The organism is Arthrobacter sp. M2012083, assembly GCF_000281065.1.
Taxonomy (GTDB): Bacteria; Actinomycetota; Actinomycetes; order Actinomycetales; family Micrococcaceae; genus Arthrobacter.
In genome coordinates, this window is record NZ_AKKK01000058.1 from 74,338 (window position 1) to 93,224 (window position 18,887).

15 protein-coding genes and 1 pseudogene are annotated in these 18,887 nt (G+C 57.1%); 10 read left to right on the forward strand and 6 right to left on the reverse strand.

All coding sequences use genetic code 11. From position 1 onward, the window contains the following. The first annotated feature begins 2 nt into the window (after positions 1 to 2). Positions 3 to 380, forward strand: a complete 378-nt coding sequence (locus A477_RS0119310; protein ID WP_043426458.1) for a hypothetical protein — start codon at positions 3 to 5, stop codon at positions 378 to 380. Next, positions 373 to 987 carry a nicotine blue oxidoreductase gene (gene nboR, locus A477_RS22560; protein ID WP_017200526.1) on the forward strand — a complete coding sequence of 205 codons (615 nt, stop codon included), beginning with the start codon at positions 373 to 375 and terminating at the stop codon, positions 985 to 987. The genes A477_RS0119310 and nboR overlap by 8 nt, the downstream gene beginning before the upstream one ends. A gap of 807 nt (positions 988 to 1,794) precedes the next feature. On the opposite strand, the pseudogene A477_RS23095 reads toward nboR, so the two are convergent. The 3 genes and pseudogenes from A477_RS23095 to pmfR form a co-directional block, all read right to left on the reverse strand. Further along, positions 1,795 to 1,998: pseudogene (locus A477_RS23095) on the reverse strand (DUF4193 domain-containing protein); the annotation flags it as partial. Positions 1,999 to 2,165: 167 nt separating this feature from the next. Beyond that, on the reverse strand, positions 2,166 to 2,852 hold the full coding sequence (locus A477_RS0119320; protein ID WP_020372851.1) for a hypothetical protein: 687 nt from the start codon (positions 2,850 to 2,852) through the stop codon (positions 2,166 to 2,168). A 1,243-nt stretch (positions 2,853 to 4,095) separates the two neighbouring features. Then, positions 4,096 to 5,508, reverse strand: coding sequence for a transcciptional activator PmfR (pmfR, locus tag A477_RS0119325; RefSeq protein WP_020372852.1), 1,413 nt, complete (start codon positions 5,506 to 5,508; stop codon positions 4,096 to 4,098). A 481-nt stretch (positions 5,509 to 5,989) separates the two neighbouring features. Here pmfR and A477_RS0119330 point away from each other — a divergent pair, with 481 nt between their 5' ends. The 6 genes from A477_RS0119330 (at position 5,990) to A477_RS24040 (ending at position 13,601) form a co-directional block, all read left to right on the forward strand. After that, positions 5,990 to 7,435 carry an APC family permease gene (locus tag A477_RS0119330; RefSeq protein ID WP_225740119.1) on the forward strand — a complete coding sequence of 482 codons (1,446 nt, stop codon included), beginning with the start codon at positions 5,990 to 5,992 and terminating at the stop codon, positions 7,433 to 7,435. An 821-nt stretch (positions 7,436 to 8,256) separates the two neighbouring features. Then, positions 8,257 to 9,120, forward strand: a complete 864-nt coding sequence (gene purU / locus A477_RS0119335; RefSeq protein ID WP_016359433.1) for a formyltetrahydrofolate deformylase — start codon at positions 8,257 to 8,259, stop codon at positions 9,118 to 9,120. Between the two features lie 91 nt (positions 9,121 to 9,211). Beyond that, positions 9,212 to 11,650, forward strand: coding sequence for a GcvT family protein (locus A477_RS0119340; protein ID WP_044569276.1), 2,439 nt, complete (start codon positions 9,212 to 9,214; stop codon positions 11,648 to 11,650). A gap of 96 nt (positions 11,651 to 11,746) precedes the next feature. Next, positions 11,747 to 12,673, forward strand: coding sequence for a bifunctional methylenetetrahydrofolate dehydrogenase/methenyltetrahydrofolate cyclohydrolase (locus A477_RS0119345; protein ID WP_016359431.1), 927 nt, complete (start codon positions 11,747 to 11,749; stop codon positions 12,671 to 12,673). A 27-nt stretch (positions 12,674 to 12,700) separates the two neighbouring features. After that, positions 12,701 to 13,051 (forward strand): DMT family transporter, encoded by a 351-nt coding sequence (locus A477_RS0119350; protein ID WP_237715841.1) that lies wholly within the window; start codon positions 12,701 to 12,703, stop codon positions 13,049 to 13,051. A 49-nt stretch (positions 13,052 to 13,100) separates the two neighbouring features. Then, complete coding sequence (locus A477_RS24040; RefSeq protein ID WP_353579778.1) at positions 13,101 to 13,601, forward strand: DMT family transporter; 501 nt, start codon at positions 13,101 to 13,103, stop codon at positions 13,599 to 13,601. 199 nt (positions 13,602 to 13,800) lie between these two features. On the opposite strand, the gene A477_RS0119360 is transcribed toward A477_RS24040, so the two are convergent. From A477_RS0119360 to A477_RS23920, 3 genes are all read right to left on the reverse strand, one after another. Further along, positions 13,801 to 14,538, reverse strand: a complete 738-nt coding sequence (locus tag A477_RS0119360; RefSeq protein WP_020372854.1) for a fumarylacetoacetate hydrolase family protein — start codon at positions 14,536 to 14,538, stop codon at positions 13,801 to 13,803. Positions 14,539 to 14,579: 41 nt separating this feature from the next. Beyond that, complete coding sequence (locus A477_RS0119365) at positions 14,580 to 16,085, reverse strand: NAD-dependent succinate-semialdehyde dehydrogenase (protein WP_017200533.1); 1,506 nt, start codon at positions 16,083 to 16,085, stop codon at positions 14,580 to 14,582. A gap of 584 nt (positions 16,086 to 16,669) precedes the next feature. Then, a complete protein-coding gene (locus tag A477_RS23920; RefSeq protein WP_017200534.1) occupies positions 16,670 to 16,795 on the reverse strand; it encodes a hypothetical protein in 126 nt (41 codons plus the stop codon). Positions 16,796 to 17,011: 216 nt separating this feature from the next. Between A477_RS23920 and A477_RS0119375 the strand changes: the two genes are divergently transcribed. Then, a complete protein-coding gene (locus A477_RS0119375; protein ID WP_017200535.1) occupies positions 17,012 to 18,277 on the forward strand; it encodes a flavin monoamine oxidase family protein in 1,266 nt (421 codons plus the stop codon). After that, positions 18,274 to 18,618: a cupin domain-containing protein gene (locus A477_RS23105; protein WP_082038920.1), complete on the forward strand. Its 345-nt coding sequence runs from the start codon at positions 18,274 to 18,276 to the stop codon at positions 18,616 to 18,618. Before A477_RS0119375 ends, A477_RS23105 begins: the two co-directional genes overlap by 4 nt. Positions 18,619 to 18,887: the final 269 nt, after the last annotated feature.

Genomic DNA, 18,887 nt, shown 5'->3' on the forward strand with positions numbered 1-18,887 from the left:
CAATGTCCAACCTTAAAGAGCTAGCAATGCAACCTTCTGAAGACAGCCGAAGTTGGCAAAACCCGGTGGACAACAAGACCATGGCAGTTTCAAAGTCAGTAGAAAATCCCGCACCCGGCAACTTCGACGAAAGCCAGCTATTTGATCTGCAAATGTTGGCGCAGGGTGACCAGATCCAGGTGTGTGAAGATGGCACGTTACCCTACTCCGGCGTCGTGGACACGAGCGCTCCTTCCCTTGGCATCATCTGGATTCGCCTAGAAGGGCTTGGGGAGAGAAGACTAATCTTTTGTACTGACTATCGACTGCGTCGGGATCGCACCAAGCAATGGGATCTGACAGTCCTTCCATCTTGCGAACAGGAACCTCACGGTGGGTGACACGGATTTGCCGTGTGTGACGGGAGTGTTGCTGGCCGCCGGCGCCGGAAAACGTCTTGGGCGTGGTCCGAAGGCGCTCCTGCCATACCGCGGACGAAACCTCGTTGAGGACGCCGCCGAGACAATGCTTGTCGGCGGCTGTCATGAGGTAGTAATTGTTCTTGGAGCGAATGCACAAGCGGTGTGCGCCCGTGCAAACCTTGAGCCCTATCGGATAGTGGTGAACCATGACTGGTCCTCAGGTATGGGAAGTTCCTACCTTGCCGGTGATGCTGCTGCACATACAAAGAACCACATCCTCGTGGCTCTGGTAGATCAACCAGGGCTCAGCGTCACCACTGTTGGCCGGCTACTCGTCTCCCACCGGCCGGGGCGCATCAGTTCGGCTGCGTACTCATCGTTAGACAGCCCTCGGGTGCTCCGAAGAGGTCATCCAATGGTCATCGATGCAGGACTTCGGCCAGCAGTGGCCAGTACCGTTTCCGGTGATGCCGGAGCCAGGGTTTTCTTACGCCAGAAACCGTGGCTCGTAGATCTTATCGATTGCAGTGATGAATCTACCGGTGAGGACGTAGACACCGTGGAGCAGATGTATCGCCTCCTGTAGGACGATGCCCCGCAGCCTGCACCCCACCTATTTCTCGTGGGTCTCAAAAGCACGTTTAGGTTGATTCTCTGAACAGAAGGACGTTCCACTATGGCTTTCCTATTCCGGATGGATCGACTACGTACGGCACTATTTGGCAGCGGACAGACAGAATGTGCCGAATGCAAGCACCCCTCTCGCAACGACCAATGGACTTGGCTGGGAAGAATGACCGACCTGCCGCCTTCCGGTCTTGGTCTCTGCCAGGCAGCGGACACAAAGGGCGGAAGGTGTCTTTGCGTGAATAAAAGCCATTGTCGGTGACGGGCCAAAATTGAACCTTTCCTACGGCTTGGAGTTAACCTCAGCGACTTAGGAGTTTCATCGGTAGACCTAATATGTGTCTAGGAAGTCCAGTGCCTCCGATGCTCGATATGAGCAGTTGGTGAAACTGTGCATGGCAATCGCGCAGCGTGCCGGTTGTGGACATCAGCCATATATCGGGCAATGTGTGGCGCTACGGGACACGGTGGACGTTCCGGAAGTGGCGGCGGATGATCCAGGAGGGTGACCTCGACCGAATCTGATTCCACGAGAGCATGGGAACATGGCCCGCACGAATGGCGAGTGGTCCGCGTTAGAAAGGGCTGACTGTGACAGGTTTGGAAGCTGCGGAATGCGTTGTTTCCCATCCAGGTGGTGAAGCTTAGTCCGGGGCCGGCGCGTCGGGTTCGTGAGGTCGAGGAGACGCTGGGACTGCTGTTGCGCTGCAGCCCTGTCCACATATTTCCCAGGGTCAGCCGTCGCCCTTCGAGCAGGTGAAATGGTTCAGCCTTCGCATTCGGTGCAATACTTGTTTCCGTCCCTTTCCTTGGCGAGCTGGCTGCGGTGGTGGACAAGGAAACAGGACATAAACGTGAATTCGTCAGACTGGATCGGAATGACCTGGACCAGCAGTTCTTCGTTGGAAAGGTCAGCGCCGGGCAGTTAGAAAGCCTCGGCGAGATCGGTCTCATCGATGTCGATGACGGCCCCTTTCGGGGCGACACTGGCCACCCGTTACCGCCAACGACCATGCATCCTTCGTCCCGGCCCCGCCAATGGACTGGATCGCTGACCCGGTTGGGGATCGGCTTACGGACGAGGTTCCCCTAGGGGGCGACGTCAAGCTTGGTGTTGCTGTGTTTGGAATGGAACCGTTAGGTCCGGGGCATGAATTGGACTTGGATGTGCTTGAGCTCAGTGCGGGGAAGCACAGCGGTCACCACGCCGCCGCCTGCCAGTTGGGCTCCGATACCGTAGACGAACGGGTCCGTATCGACCTCTGCACCGGGCATATCGACTCCGTTGATGACGGTCCTGGCCTGGCTGTTGACCATCCGGCCGGTAACTGTGGGGGCGTGCTGGTCCCACGGGTTGCTGCCCGGCCAGAGCTCTTGCCGATATTGGTTCATGAGGATGTGGTTGACATGGTCAACCAACAGGCTTCGAACCGAAGAACGCTCGGATGGATCGCGGTGCCAGGTGGTTCGCACGGCCTCCTCAAGTTGCGGGTAACGCAGGCGCTCCACGTACTCGATCAGCCAAGGGGGCTGCGGCCATGGCGGAACTTCCTCGATCGATCTGCGTGTCTTCTCGTTGAGGTCCGCGAGGTTTACCGGGTCTGAGCGGTCATCCGGGTTTCGCCAGAGCGTATAGGTGATGCTCGCCGTCATCTCGTTGTACCCACGATCATCTTGGCCATAGGTCACACCAACGCTGTCGGTGTCCTCCAACGATGGTTGAGGCGCGAGCCCCATCACCGGAATGGGCATCAGCTTCAGGCGCTCGGCCCATCCGGCCCGCGGGTCAGGAGCGTCTGAGGGGAGAATTCCGGCCACTCGCATACCTCGACGATGAACCACACGAGGGCGCCTGTAAATGGGAATTGGGTTTGGTACAACACCAAGCACGAACACTCCGGCATCGCCCTGTTCTCCTCAGCGCAAGTCCACGACGGCACATGGAAAAGCATTCGGAAGGAACGCGACCAAACCCTGCAACGCTACTACGACCAGTACCCGCACAGATTCCGAGACCGACCCACCACACCAGCACCGCAAACCTACGTAGGAATCAACCTTCCCGAACCAAACAAACAACCAGCCCACTGACTCCACACAGCTTGAAGGCCTGCGATATGCCCCCATCTCGCATCAGAGGCCGATGGTGCTTTCGCCAGCTTTCTCTCCACGTCCCAACGGCCCAAGATCGTACACCTGTTGCTGTGGGCCGGAGCAGCGGGCTGCCGTCACTGGTGGTAAGGCGAAGAAGGGAACATCTGAGCGGTAAAACTGTGGGAAGGGCGTCACCTCCGACGCCAAGAACGTCCGCAGCGTCCGCGACATCCACCGCGGTCAAAACCGATTTTTGTGCGGCGGCGCCGACACGTTTGACACATCGACGACCAGCGAAAAACAAGACCGCCTAATTGCACACCCTCACTTCTCGATTTCGCTTGCACAAGTAGTCCTAAGAACACCGACGGGATGAGGCGGGTTCTGGGGAAGCCATTGTCCGTGACAGCAGCACCGCTAACTTGCTTTCGTTGGCTGCTCAATCCGTTTCCGGCAAGTTGCAGAATCTGCAGGGGTGCTCTTCGCAACCAGAACCGGCAGGTTCAAGGGCAAGACGCGGGTGCTGTCCTGGGGTGAGGGTGCGTAAGCGGGGATCTAAAGTGTGCCCGTCCGGAACGGCGGCTGTCATCATGGGGTAACCTTTCTGTTCCTCGAGGCCACGCGTTGGTGGACGAGGGTGTTGAGGGACAAAGGGAGCTCGACTGCTGATACGGAAGGCTCCTATGTAAGAGCAGGGATAACCGGAGCAGGAACCGGGGCGAGTCGCGTCAGCCGATTTTGCTGCTCACGGGTGCACTCAACAACAAGCCCTGTTCTTCGACATTAGACGTTCGGGAAGCGGCAGTCATGATAGGGAAAGCCAAAAACAAGAAACCCTTTTGTCTGATTCCTTGGATCGCAAGTAGAACCTGCTCTTTGGAAGACGCCCTTCGCAGGGTGTATGAGCGGTGCCCTTGACAATGTCCGTCACTACGACAGCCTGGAACGAGGAACTCGTGAATGACGGAAGTCTTCAGTCGGATCTGTCCGAGAAGGAGGGCCAGGCTTGAAACGCAAGCCAGAAGGCAGACAGATCCGCTGACGACGCGATATCCCGCCCGGTGATCTCTTTGATCCGGGTGAGTCTATAGGACAAGGTCTGCCGGTGGATGCCAAGAGCGGCTGCCGTTTCATTCCAGCGACGGTCATTGGCAAGGAAAGCAAACAGCGTTTCACGCAGAACAGCTATTTTAGGATCCGTACCCGCGAGTCTACCTAATACCTGTTGGACTATGGCCGAGGCTTCCTTTCTAGAGCGGGTTAGTAGCGATACCGGGACCCCGGTGAAGTCCGTCCATAGACCGTTCGTCCCACCAGATGAAAAGATCTTTGCGGCTTCATCCGCAGCAGCTTTAGCATCCCGCAAGTCGAGGTAGGTTGACGATACCCCGGCCCGGACGTCGAGGCCGTGGAGCAAGTTCCGGACGTCATTTCGACTCTGCTCAGGCATCAGGATAAAAAACGAGCTGCTTCCGGGCCCGGCCAGAACTGGCAGTGACTTGATGGACGCGGCCCGGGCTACCTTTTCGCTATCTTCCAATGCCACTGCAACGAATTGATAGCCTGACGAAGTACCGCTCGGACCCAGAATGCTCCCCAACCCATCAGGGCTACGCCCTTCAAAAATGGACGCAAGCATTTGAGTCGACCGTTCGGAACGGCGGCGAAGTGACCGTAGAAGTTGGCTCAACGCGACATCTATCACCTGCAGGACATGGATTAGCAGGAAGCTGCTCACCTCTTCGCCGGGATATTCGGAAATCATGAGCCTGGAGTCGCTGTCCCCCGGGAGCGCATAGGTACGTTCCCGGACGGACGTGGGCATAAATTCTAGCGGTGCCCCTTCTACAATCGTTAGGCCGGTTTGCACATCGAAGACGCTGAGACCCGCCCTTAGAAGAGCCTGTAAGTCGTTCATCATCCGTAACGGGTCAGTACGGGCGTACGTGGACAACTGATAGAGCTTGCTCAGCTTGAGTACTTGCATGGTTTGGGTGGTTGCGGTAGCAGCGGCAACTGTTCTCCCAATTGCTGCGAAGGGAGTGGCCTGGTTCGTGAGAAGTACAGGAAAAGAACGTCTGTCTGCTTCTTCGTATAGTTCCCGAGTGAGTGGGGGGAGGCTGTTGTGATCCCCCAAGGCAACACCGGAAAGGCCGGCCTCGTCGAGTTTGACAATGAAGTTCCGTTGTTCCACGGCACTATGCGGAACACACAGGCCCACTGTCATGAGTAACTCGTGCGGACCAAGCCAGCGGTCGGGATCACTCAACTCGCAGCTGTGCGCCCATAGAACCTGCCGGTCAAGGCCGCCGGCGCCAGAAAGTACCTTCATACCCAGGCTTTGAGCGGTAACGAGGTCCCTGACCGTCAGCACTTGCTGTTCCATACGGGCATCTTAGTACTCGTGTATGAGGTAACTCTCTAGTACGCCAACACGAATATTTCGCAAACTTTGGTCTTTTGTCGAGTTTTGGCTCACGGAACGGATGCGTAAGGTGTGTCACACGCAGGCAGCCATGACCCTTAGGGAGCTTTGTAGGCACCGTGCACTGACCTGACACCGGCCACACAAGTATTCCCACAGCATCGGAGCGTGGCCGTCATTTGTGAGACCAGCTCGACTCAACCCCTCCCGCTGGTATCGAACGCTGTTAGAAGGCTAAACAGCTTGAACAGCCGAAAACATTGCTGGCGAACTGGCTCGGTGAGCATACAAGACTGAATTGGTCGCAACCACAATCCGAACCCAAGTCGCCATCTGGTAGGTGCAAGGGCGCATCTTCCCAACCGACTTCTTCGACAGGTTCGAAGAAGCCGCTTAAGCGTCGTGGTCGTGTGACCGCGACTCACCTGAAAGGCGTACACCTTTGCAATCTTCTTCTTCTGATATCACAGGAACATCGGCGGACGGTGGCCAAGCACCACCTCCTCAAGATATAGCCCATGCAGATCTACAGTTGGGACACCTCACCGGCCCGCAGGTGATGGGGCTTTCAATATCTTCTTTTATTCCCGCCGTCGGTCTTTCAGCAGTCCCCGCTTTCCTCGCCGCCTACACAGGGCGCTCGTCGTGGCTGGCTATGGCTGCCTCCGTTGTGGCATTCACCATCATTGGGTTATTCGTTACTGCGTTCGCCCGACGGTTTATAGGAACTGGGTCGCTCTACTCCTATATTCGGCACGTGTTTGGCTCGTGGAGCCCGCTCGTCATCGCGGCGGCGATGGTCCCAGGTTACATCGTTGTAGTCATGGTCCTAGTCGTCTCACTGGGTCTCTATGTCGGAAGTTTCCTCATGTCCGTGGGCGTTTCTAGCGCAGCAGGACCAGAGATACAACTGGTAATTTACGTCTTAGCGGCGCTGGTAGCTATGGGGATCGCCTATCGAGGATTGGACGTATCAGTCCGTTCCAGCGTCATCCTCACGGTCGTTTCTGTGCCCGTTATGTTGGTCATTACCGTGGCAACGGCATTCGGCGGAAATGTTGACCTGGCGAGCCAGCTTAGTCTCAGCGACTTCACCTTCAACAGTTTCCTGCAAGGTCTAGCAATAGGCTCGACGTTCTTCATCGGTTTCGAAAGCAGCGCGGCCCTTGGCGCAGAAACCAGAAACCCTACCCGCGCGATTCCTCGGGCAATCATGGTGATCCCCGTCGTCCTCGGTATGGCCTTCCTTGCTGCCACAGTTATCCAGGTGCCGACTCTTGTCGATTCTGCTGACCAGCTTGCCCTTGGTGTCTCACCGAATGCGGTGCTTGCTGAAGCAGCAGGGGTAGGTTTTCTATCGAACATCAGCGACCTGGTTCTGGCTGCTGCCGTCTTTGCCAGCCTGATTGGATTCTTCAACTACGGGTCGCGAGTCGTTGTCAGCGCGGCTTCTGACGGCCTCCTGCCTTCTGCCTTAACCAAAGTCAGCAAGCGTTACAAGAGTCCGCTGGCAGCCATTGCCTTCCTTGGAGTTCCCTCGCTCGTTGGCCCCCCTGTAATGCTCTGGCTGACATCATCCACCCCCCTGGAAATTTACGGATACATTGCCACCCTGTTGGTCTACTTCTGGGTAATTCCATACTTCCTCATCTGCATCGGCGGTGCGGTGTTGCTAAATCGCCTCAGTCCGCGGAAATCGGTTCTGGTAAACATAGGCGCTGCTCTGGCGTCGGCAACTGTTCTGTGGCTCTATGTAAACGGAATCTTGTACCCAGCGCCGGGGCCCCTGAGCGCATTACCCTATGTAATGATCGGAACAGTCGCGGTGTTCCTCGTCGGCTTTGTGGCATCTGTCCGCAGCAAAAGGAGGACCTCGATTTCCGCCTAGGGCGCATTGCATGATCTCCCTAGGAGTCAAGGCGCAGGTTGCATAAACTGCACCGGCGAGTAGCGCCCGCTCCCAAATAGCGCGCAATTAGGAGGCTCCCGTCCAACCCCGGCCGGGAGCCTCCTGCTACCACAATGAACCTTCTAAAAGAGACCCACGAGGACAGTGAGCTGAAGGGAGCCATGCTTCGTTCCCCGCATCTGTCCGAACAGATGCGGGGAACATCCAACAAGGACCCATTGTGAAATTGGGAACTTCACCGGGGCTGAATCCAACGGGCCGTTGAAGGTGGGTGGTACCCGCTGAGTTTGGGCCCGGGAAGCAGCAGCACGTCGACAGGTACTGATTGAGCAAGCCATGTGACAGCGGTTGAGGGTCTAAGACCAGCACGATGTAGGCGGTCCATGAGCTTGAGGCCAGGCCTCCTTTTTGCCGAGCTGATCACCTGGGTATAGCTGCCAGCGATGCCACCTCCGGTCGCTGGCTTCATGCATTTCTTCCGGCGCTGGCGCGAAGGTGAGGGGCAGTGGCAAAACGACTCGCTCGAAGGTTTTGCGTCCCCAGCCCAGGCCACGCTCCGCTCGGCAGGCTGCAACGCAAGCCGCCCCACCACTGTGACGTATCAAAGTCGCAGTTTAGACCTTAGTACCAAAACCATGGTCTTTTCAGACAAACACCGCATGGAAGGGGCCCGTTCTGGCGCGTATGGTCAACACACGATGCAGGTGCAGCTGGCAGGCGTAGGCCTATCTATAGGCACTGCCCGAACCGTCCCTCCTCGCAAGGGCACCCCACGTACGAACCTCCCCCCTAGGAGCCCCATGGAAAACGCCCAATTCCGCCAAGTAATTCTTTCACTCAGCTGCAGAGACAGGATTGGAATCGTTCACGCTGTCTCAGGCTTCTTGGTATCCCATGGCTGCAATATTCTTGCCAGTCAGCAGTTCGACGATGCCGCGGAACGCAGATTCTTCATGCGCGTGCACATCTCCTGCCCAGCAACTGTATCCATTGGCGATCTGAAAAGCGCGTTTCTAGCGGTGGCCTCCACATACGAGATGGAGTGGACCTTGGTCGACGCCTCTGATCGACCCAAGGTTGCACTGCTGGTTTCCAAAGCCGAGCATTGCCTCAACGACCTGCTCTTCCGTTGGCGCTCAGGACAACTCAAAGTGGATTTTCCATTCATCGCCTCGAACCATGCGACTCTTCAGCCAGTTGCAGATGCCCATGGAATCCCCTTCTTTCACATTCCGGTAACGCCGGAAACCAAGCAGGAAGCAGAGGAACATCTGCTGGCTCTCCTTGCAGAACATGAAGTGGAACTGACCGTTCTAGCCCGGTATATGCAGGTCCTTAGCGACAATCTTTGCCGCGAACTTGCTGGCAAGGCCATCAATATCCACCACTCATTCCTTCCAGGGTTTAAGGGCGCCAAACCCTACCACCAAGCATTTGACCGCGGGGTGAAACTCGTTGGGGCGACAGCACACTACGTCACCGCCGAACTGGACGAAGGACCAATCATCGAACAGGAAGTTCTTCGAGTTGGACATGACTACAGTCCAGCTCAACTCGCAGTGGCAGGGCAGGATGCTGAGCGACTTGCACTGTCCCGTGCCGTTCAATGGCACGCGGAACAGCGGATCCTGCTGAACGGCCACCGCACCGTCGTCTTCAACTAAGCACAACTACCCTTGCCCAGAGTCGTACATCGACCTGAGTAGAAATGAGACCCTGATGGACAGGCTTGTCGACCGCGACATAAGCGCCAGCATGTTTACAGCTACTTCCCATGACCCGTTGCCGACCCACGTCCGTACAGTCGTGGTCGGTGGCGGCATTATCGGTGCCAGCATTGCCTACCACCTTTCAGCTGCGGGTGAGAACGACACCCTACTTTTGGAGAGCAACGTCCTGGGCAGCGGCACCTCTTGGCACGCCGCAGGCTTGGTCACTGGAGCGCGCGGGACCACGACTATGACAAAGCTGGCCAAGTACGGCTTGGACTTTTATAGCCGGCTCGAGCAGATGTCCGGGCTGGACGTCTCATTTCAGCGTTGCGGGTCCCTCAGTGTTGCGCGAACCGCCGGTCGCGTTGACGAGCTTCTTTATGCAAAGGACGTGGCCGACCAGCAGGGCGTAAGAACTGAATGGCTAACTGAGGACCGATACAAGGAATTGTGGCCTCTCGCAACCTACTCAGGGGTTGCCGGAGCGCTCCTGCTGCCTGACGATGGTCACATCAACCCGGGTCACGCAACAGTGGCTCTCGCTAAACTCGCCCATAGCCTTGGGACCCAAATACGCGAAAACGTTGCCGTACACAAGGTACTTCGTCAGGGCGATCTCGTCGTCGGCGTACTCACGGATCAAGGAATCGTGCACTGCGATCGGGTGATTTTGGCGTGCGGTTTGTGGACTCGTGATCTCGCGGCCACCGCCGGGGTGAAGGTCCCCTTGTACGCCGCCGAACACATCCACGTCCGATCTGCAGAAATTGACGGGGCTGTCCCTGAGCTGCCCGTATATAGGGATCTAGACAACAGCTACTACATCCGTCACGAGGCCGGGAGGCTCTTGGTTGGCGCATTCGAGCCTGACGGGCTTCCACGCCCCGTTGAGGAGATTCCCTCCAACGGCTTCGCCGAGTTCGGACCGGAGTGGGAACACTTCGCTCCGATCAGAGCGAAGGCCGAAGGGGTAGTGCCGGCACTTGCTTCGGCGGGATTCGACCGATTCCTGAACGCTCCCGAAAGCTTCACCCCAGACGCCAACTTTGCCGTGGGTGAAACCTCCGAACTTTCCAATCTCTTCGTGGCAGCAGGCTTCAATTCTCAGGGGATTATCTTTGCTCCCGGCATAGGTAAGGAGCTGGCGGAGTGGGTCATTTCAGGTACGCCCGGTTTTGACTCATCCGCGGTGGACGTGCAGCGCTTTTCGGGACACCAAAACAACCGAAACTATCTCAAGGCCCGAACTAAGGAGGGCCTCGGTCGACTTTATGCAATGCACTGGCCGAACTTGCAGATGGAAACTGGCCGCAACGTCCGTCGAACGCCCCTTCACGCGCGCCTCGCTGAGCTCGGGGCCTGCTTTGGTGAAGTTAACGGTGGGGAGCGGGCAAACTGGTACGGGGCCCCGGGAACCTCTCCCACCTACGACTACAGCTATGGACGCCCGAACTGGTTCGACCGTGTCGCCGAAGAACATAAAGCGGCGCGTGAGGGCGTGGTCCTTTTCGATCTGAGTCCTTTTGCAAAATTCGAAGTTGCTGGTCCTGATGCTCTTGAGGTGTGTCAGATGGCCGCAACAGCAGACATCGACGTCGAGACCGATAAAGCGGTCTATACCCTCTTCTTAAATGACCGAGCGGGGATCGAACTAGACGGAACCATCACTCGTCTTGGCCTTGACCGGTTCTTGGTCGTTACCCCGTCATTTACCCAGCAAAAGACGGCAGCATACCTCAAACGAATCGCTCGGGGTAAAGCGGCCGCGGTATTTGACTGCACGGCGGCTCTGGCCACAATCGGAGTCATGGGACCGAAAAGCCGAGAACTTCTTAGCAGGATTTCGCCGGAAGACTGGTCCGACGAAGCACAGAGATACACCCACGGACGCATGGTAGAAATTGCAGACGGCTATGCGTACAGTTTGCGCGTGAGCTTCGTAGGCGAATTGGGCTACGAGTTGTACCCAAGTGCCGACATGGCAGTCAACGTCCTGGACGCGCTGTGGGAAGCAGGGCAGGATCTTGGACTCAAATTGGCCGGATACCACGCCTTGGATTCACTGCGCAGCGAGAAGGGATTCAGGCACCTGGGTCACGACATCGGGCCCATTGACGATCCCTATTCGGCAGGCCTTCGTTTCACTATCTCGATGGACAAACCGGGAGGCTTCCTAGGCAAAGACGCCCTCCTCAAGCTCGACCCCACAGCGCCCGATCATCGAACGGTGTATGTAGCACTGGAAGACCCCGATCCGGTGTTCGTACATGACGAGACCGTATACTGTAACGGCCTTCCAGTCGGACGCATGACGAGCGGCAGCTATGGCCACACGCTGGGACGCGCAGTCGGAATTGCCGCTCTTGAACCTGATGCAGATCTCTCCGGTGACTTCGAGGTCCAGTGCAAGGGACGGCTTTACCCCGCGAAGGTCTCCCGGCGGCCGTTCTACGATCCAAAGGGCGAACGGCTCCGCGGTTAGGAGCGACATTCCCCTCGACCCCCCTTGGCCCAGATATCGCATGGTTCGGCCTCTGGACAGATGAAAGCCTCACGGGACCACTACAAAGGAAGGCCTATGGCCAAGAACGTCATGCACGAACCGAACCCGTTGGAGAACGTCGGCAACATCCTGGACGGCAGGGCAACCGCTCGTGCCGTGAAAACCGAACTCGCGGGTCGAATTGCAGCATTGAAGGACCACGGCAAGACGGTTGGCTTGGGAACGATCCTCGTTGGTGATGATCCTGCAAGCCATTCCTATGTAGCGGGGAAGCATAGAGACTGTGCGGAAGTGGGGATTGAATCCATTCGTCGGGACTTACCGTCGACAATCTCTCAGAGGGAATTAGAGAGCGTTCTTGATGAGCTGAATAAAGATGCCAGAACCACAGGCTACATAGTTCAGCTACCACTGCCCCCACATATCGACCAAAATGCTGTCTTGGAAAAAATTTCCCCTCAAAAGGATGCAGACGGACTACATCCGATCAACCTTGGAAAGCTTGCACTCAACGTTAGCGGCGACCTCACCTCTCCTCTACCCTGCACTCCAAACGCCATCGTGGAGCTCTTATCCCGACACGGGATCGCTCTCAACGGTTTGGAAGTGCTTGTCATCGGTCGAGGAGTGACAGTGGGCCGGCCCCTGGGGCTACTGCTTACACGGCGCGCTATCAACGCAACCGTCACTTCAGCGCATACCGGTTCGGCTGATCTCCCCAAGCTGCTAAAGCGCGCAGATGTTGTCGTGGCCGCTGCCGGTGTACCGGGGATCGTGCAAGGTAAACACCTGAAGCCGGGGTCAATAGTCTTAGACGTAGGAGTGTCACGGATCCTTGACGCCAGCACCGGCAAAGCCGCCCTCCAAGGAGACGTCGATGCCGACACTATGCAGGTCGCCGCCTGGATCTCACCCAACCCCGGCGGAGTTGGTCCTATGACCCGGGCGATGCTTCTTGTAAACGTCGTTGAGGCGGCCGAACGGGATCTTTCGTATGCGTAGAAACGCCCCGCCAGGACCACCCTTCGTTTGCAGACCAGGTATGGAAGGAGGGCATTAACCATCTGGCCCCTTCTTTTACTGGCGATCGCTGCGGAAGTAGCAGCTACCAGTCTGCTCCCTCAAACAAACGGATTCAGGAAACTCAAGCCGACTGTGGCAGTCGCCTGCCTATACACGGTTGCCTTCGCCCTCTTGGCTCAGATCCTCAAGTTCACCGACATCGGAATTGCTTACGCATTTTGGGCCGGCCTGGGAACTGCGTCTGTAGCAGTTATTGGCGTCCTGTTCAGAAATGAACGCTTCAGCTGGAAACATGCCATCGGACTGGCTCTTGTGGTCACGGGCGTGGTCACCCTCAACCTCCAAGCCGGTCAATGACTCAAACTCTGCCTCCCGAGTTCAGACCATGAAGGCTGATAATCGGGGCATGAGTAGCTATGCACGACGAACTCCAGTCAGGACGGTCTTGAACTTTTGCACAGCGATTCGGCAGATCATCACAGGAAAGGCAGGAAGCGTGGCGGCTGACAAAGGTAACAGGGGGCAGAAACGTGCGCCGTTACTTCATAGACATCGCCTTCATGCTTGGTTGTATCTTGGAAGTGCCATAGCCACCGAGGTGACTGGCACAGTAATTCTCGACTTTTCCGAAGGCTTTCAACTCCCGGCACAGACAACCGCGGCCATGGCACTATACGCCTTTTCCTTCTTTCTGCTAACCCGCGCGCTTAGGGCAGTACCACTAAGCGTCGCTTATGCTACGTGGTCTGGTCTAGGCACAGTAGCCGTTGCCTTTGCTGGCGCGATTATCCACGGAGAGGCAGTCACTTTGGGAAGGATAACAGCCATTACTGCAGTGATCGGGGGCATCGTTATATTGAACCTTGCCACCACGCGCCAACACTCGGCACGACGCAAAGACGTCTAAGAGGTTGGGTACAGCCGATGTTCCGCGTCTTCTCATAGCTCGGGAGAGCCGGCGCTCGGCGAACTCAAGGAAGTCGGGCTAGGTGACGAAGCACATCGGACTATCCGGGCCGCTTGAAGAACGGCGCCAAGGGTCAGATCATGGACTTGCGAAGGATTGTGCCTGACCCCTCTCGGAAGGGGTCCTTTATTTGCAGTATTTAGACGACTGTGCTGGTCAACGTACCAATTCCCTCGAGACTGATTTGTACGCAGTCTCCGGGGTTAACAGCTGCGAAGGTACCCGGCGCCCCCGTCATCACGATGTCACCAGGCTTCAGAGTCGTCCAGCGAGTGACATACACCAGGCAGTCCACGACGCTCGTGGGTAGATTGAATGTCCCGGAATTGGCCCTAACCTCGCCGTTCACTCGCACGGTGATGTTGACCTTTTCAGGATCCCTAATGTCGGTCTCAATCCAATGTCCAAGAGGTGTGCAATTGATACCGGCTTTGGCTTGGAAGAGTTTTTCGTCGATAAGTCCTTGGTCGGCGTTCGTGACATCATTCGCGATCGTGTACCCCAGCACATGGTCCATCGCCTCTTCCGTGGTGAGACCGGCAGCGCGTTTACGAATAACAACTGCCAACTCGCCCTCCACGTGGACTGCCCCAGCGTCCCGAGCCGTCTTTATCTGATCACCCGGGTTGGCCAGGGTATGTACGGATTTGTGCCATGCCTGTACGGGAAGCGGATGCTTATTGGTAGGGCGGTTATGGCTCATTCCTATGAGGACGGACGGACGTACCGGGGCGAGTAGCTTCGCACCATCCGCCGGTGTGACTTGCCCAGTGAAGGATATGACTTCGGCAAAGGGGTCTTCCAGATGGTGCCACTCACCGTTCCGAAATACTGCATGCCGTGGGCCTGCGCTCGTTTGTATCCTAGCAAGTCGCATTATTCACTGGTTCAGACGGCATGTAAGCCCCTACCAGTCGTTCAGTTCTCGTAGGGATCGGCGATGCCGATGTATTGGGTGGTGGTGTATTCGGCGATACCTTCGGACCCGCCTTCGCGGCCTAGCCCTGATTGTTTAACGCCACCAAAGGGGGCGGCGGCGTTGGAGATGATGCCCGCGTTGAAGCCAACCATGCCAAACTCGATCTGCTCCGCCACCCGCAGGAGCCGGTTAAGGTCGCGGCTGTAAAGGTAGGCCGCGAGCCCGTATTCCGAGGCGTTAGCCAGTTTGATTGCGTCCTGTTCAGTAGTGAAGGTGGTGACAGGAGCGACGGGTCCGAAGATTTCCTGGCCGAGGATCGCCGCATTGTTGGGAACGTCGGCGAGGACGGTGGGCTGATAGAAGTAGCCTGGTCCGTCCACGGGGGCCCCGCCGGTGACAGCGACAGCGCCGGCGTCCACCGCAGCAGTGACTAGGGCATGGATGTCGTCGCGAGCACCGTTATTGATCAGCGGGCCGACCTGACTGGCAGGGTCCGTACCTCGGCCGGTGGAGAGGGCACCCATCGCGGCTGCGAACTTCCGGGTGAATTCCTGCGCCACGGATTCTTGAACGAGGAACCGGTTGGCTGCTGTGCAGGCCTCGCCCATGTTCCGCATCTTGGCCGCCATTGCCCCTTCTACAGCTTTGTCCAGGTCTGCATCTTCGAACACGACGAACGGAGCATTTCCACCCAATTCCATGGAAGTCCGCAGGACATGTCGGGAAGCGTCTGACATCAGGCGCTTGCCGACCGGAGTGGACCCTGTGAAGGAAACCTTACGCAGCCGGGAATCTTTCAGGAGTGGCCCGGATATCCCCGACGCCGAGGAGGAAGAAACGACATTGAGAACTCCTGCAGGAAGGCCGGCCTCCATCATCGTTTGGGCGAATAGCTGCGAAGTTAGCGGCGTCAGCTTTGCTGGTTTAAGAACCATCGTGCAACCAGCGGCGACCGCGGGAGCAACCTTGCGAGTAGCCATGGCCAACGGGAAATTCCACGGCGTTATCAGCAGGCAGGGACCTACGGGTTTGTGCTGGACCAGGATCTTGTTCTTACCTTCGGGGGTGGTGAGGTATCGGCCGTAGTCCCGAACAGTTTCTTCCGAGAACCAACGCAGAAACTCGGCGCCGTAGGCAACCTCGCCCCGGGCTTCAGCCAATGGCTTGCCCATCTCCAACGTCATCAAAAGCGCGAAGTCCTCCGATCGCGCTGTTACCAGGTCGAAGGCACGGCGCAAAATCTCGGCTCGCACCCGCGGAGCGGTCCGCGCCCACGAGGTCTGCGCCGCGCAAGCAGCCTCCAGAGCGGCGACGGCATCTTCGCTAGTGGCCGAAGCTAGAGTAGCGAGCACCTCCCCCGTAGCAGGATCACGCACATCAAACGTTCCGCCGTCTGATGCATCCCGCCACTGGCCGCCAACAAGCAAGCCGGTGGGCACAGACGCGAGCAGAGGGGCCTCGCGCTCTAGGGGAGCGGCGGGGAACACAGCCGATTCAACTGTCATTTGTAGTCCTCAGAAGATTGTTTTGTAAGCGACTGATTGTGGTGGGTGGGCACATTGGGGGTGAGTAAGTTTCCGCTAAGGAAAGCGCAAGACGCGGACCATGGTGAGACAAAGTTGTGACGGTAGGCGTCGCATGAGTGCCGGCGAAATTGACTCTTATGTTAGGAGCACGGAGTCCAACATTAGATATTCGGTCGACATCCAACATTGCTTCTCCAGAGATCGCGCTCCACTGTCGTCCCTGGGGATATGTCCGGCGAAAGGCGGACACTGAACGTTCTTTGGTCGTGACGCGTGACAACAATTCCATGGGTTGACGTCCGTAACGCATGCGCCATTGCCTCGGTGACCACGGCGGTGAGTCGTTCATCCACCTCGCAGCGGTGATCAACTGTGATGACCTTGCTAAATATGCCCGTGTGCTGTGGCATGCCGGTGGCTCCTTCCGAGGCGGTGCGCGAGTCTCTACCGCGCTATGTTTCAGACATAAAAGTGCTCTGTTGCTTCGAAGCGAACGCAAAGGCGGTTACGGTCTCACGTCTAAGCAGTCAGTATGAAGCGCCCCGCGGTGGTCCCAAACAGTTCTAGAGGATGATTTCTGTACTAATTCCGTACTTGAGTCCGAAAACGAACCCGGCTATGAAACCGGGAAAATCCTCCACGAGGTCAGGCTGGACGTCTCCAGCGGCCTGTCGCTTGGGGGTAAGCACATCCGGAACTTTCCCTCGCCGAGGCTTTTAGGGCAACAATCCACTCGGCCACGCGCCACCCGGCAGACACCGCAACGACTATTCAGAAGTACAAAAACGAGGAGAGATTTATCATACTCGTATGATTTTGTTAGCACTCCTAGCGACCTAATCTGGGGTGGGAACAGCGTCTTCTACTGTCTTCGCCCCTGAACAAAACGAAACGGAGGTGGCTGTGTGGGCCGCATAGGAATTCTTGGTGCCGGCTTGGCTGGCCTTGCAGCTGCTACAAAACTCGCCGAAGCCGGTGAAAACGTCACGGTATTCGAAGCCCGCAACCGCCCCGGTGGTCGTGTGTGGTCCGAAACGCTTGACACACCAAAAGGCAGCTATGTGATAGAACGAGGTGCAGAATTCGTTCTAGATGGCTACACTTCCATGCGGCGGCTGCTTTCCCAGTTTGGGCTTAGCTTGGTTGACACTGGCATGAGCTATTACGTTCGGGAACCCGGCGACACGACTGGAATCACTTGTGATGACATTATCCGTACCGGACGGGAAGCACTGGAATTAGCCAGTGGCAGTGGCCTTCAGGGGACCGCCGAAGAGTTGCTTGCCAAGTTGCCCGACGAACCGGAACTGGTCGACGCCCTTCGTGCCCGAATCGAAATCTCTACGGCTGTGAGCGCATCAGAGGTCACGGCGAGATCCTTACAACATATCGCCTCGTTCGAACCCAAACCCAGCTGGCGGGTGGCTGGCGGCAATCAGCGGCTGCCCGACGCGATGGCAGCTGCACTTGGTTCTGCTGTTCGTTACGGCGAAACCGTGGGGGCGGTTGAAAACATTAGTGACGGCGGTGTTCTTGTTACCACCGACACCGACACGTCCGTTTTCGACACCGTCGTTGTTGCTCTTCCGTTGGCTGTAATCCGTGACTCGCAACTGAACCTTCCGACAACCGAGGCACGTGACGCAGCCCTAAAGCACGTTCTTCAAGGACATGCGGCAAAACTACACCTCCCATTGGAAACCCAGCCCGCCACAAGTGCTGTCATGTCCGTCGAAGGCCGCTACTGGACCTGGACAGCCACGGACGAATCCGGGGCCGTGGCCCCGGTGCTGAACGCCTTCATGGGCTCACCATCAGCCATTACCCGTGCCAGCCTTAAACAGCGCCCAGCGGAATGGGTTGCCAAAGCACGAGCACTTCGCACGGATCTCGCCATCCCACAGGACGCTGCCGCGCTGACCACTGTATGGTCCGAGGACCAACTGGCAGGTGGCGCTTACGCCGCCCATGCCCCAGGCGTAACGGCAGCGGGGACAGCTCTTTTGGAAAAGCCGGTAGGAGATGTTTTCTGGGCCGGCGAATACAGCGAACCCGAATTTGTAGGCCTAATGGAAGGAGCTATACGCAGCGGCGAGCGAGCCGCCGGACGTGTAATGCAGCGCCTTGAAACTAAGTCTGGTAACTCTGACTCTGAAAGAAGCAAAGCATGAGCACCGTACTTCACGCATCTTCCATACACTGGCCAAAACCGGTTTCGATTACTTCCGAACGAGTCATTCAGGGCACACCCGCCGCGAGTACCCACGTGCTTTTTACGGACGGCAAAACGGAACTTGGTCTGTGGCGGGTGAGTCCTGGTGAATTTAGTACAGTCCATCAGGGATACGAGGAATTTATTAGCGTGTTAGAAGGAGAAGGTGAACTGATTCATGATGACGGCTCACGCATCACCCTCAAGCCCGGAACAGTCCTAATCCTTGAGAACGGCTGGAGCGGTCGGTGGAGTATCAAAAGCACCCTCGTTAAGTCCTACGCAATAGTTCGCCTTTGAACTGAAACGGGACAAGCACCTGTGCCGTAAAAGTTTTCTACCCTTCATCGTAGCGAAAGTCGCTGTATCCATAGCTCTACAAAAGGTCTAGACGTGAACAAGCACTCGTTCCACCTGTTCCGCCCCGGGTTTTGCCATGTGCGGTCAACTAACCATGGTGCGCGCCACCTCCAAGATCGGACACCACTCGGTAACTGCACGTTCGTCGAAAAATTTAGCAAGGCTGCCCTTCCTTCTCAGGCATTGAGGACTCCCGTTGAAAATCGCAA

Excerpts from the sequence above, each read along its gene's own strand:
- A477_RS0119310 (WP_043426458.1), top strand. The coding sequence starts at position 3 with ATGTCCAACCTTAAAGAGCTAGCAATGCAACCTTCTGAAGACAGCCGA.
- A477_RS0119320 (WP_020372851.1), bottom strand. The coding sequence starts at position 2,852 with ATGCGAGTGGCCGGAATTCTCCCCTCAGACGCTCCTGACCCGCGGGCC.
- pmfR (WP_020372852.1), bottom strand. The coding sequence starts at position 5,508 with ATGGAACAGCAAGTGCTGACGGTCAGGGACCTCGTTACCGCTCAAAGC.
- purU (WP_016359433.1), top strand. The coding sequence starts at position 8,257 with ATGGAAAACGCCCAATTCCGCCAAGTAATTCTTTCACTCAGCTGCAGA.
- A477_RS0119340 (WP_044569276.1), top strand. The coding sequence starts at position 9,212 with ATGTTTACAGCTACTTCCCATGACCCGTTGCCGACCCACGTCCGTACA.
- A477_RS0119345 (WP_016359431.1), top strand. The coding sequence starts at position 11,747 with ATGGCCAAGAACGTCATGCACGAACCGAACCCGTTGGAGAACGTCGGC.
- A477_RS24040 (WP_353579778.1), top strand. The coding sequence starts at position 13,101 with ATGAGTAGCTATGCACGACGAACTCCAGTCAGGACGGTCTTGAACTTT.
- A477_RS0119360 (WP_020372854.1), bottom strand. The coding sequence starts at position 14,538 with ATGCGACTTGCTAGGATACAAACGAGCGCAGGCCCACGGCATGCAGTA.
- A477_RS0119365 (WP_017200533.1), bottom strand. The coding sequence starts at position 16,085 with ATGACAGTTGAATCGGCTGTGTTCCCCGCCGCTCCCCTAGAGCGCGAG.
- A477_RS23105 (WP_082038920.1), top strand. The coding sequence starts at position 18,274 with ATGAGCACCGTACTTCACGCATCTTCCATACACTGGCCAAAACCGGTT.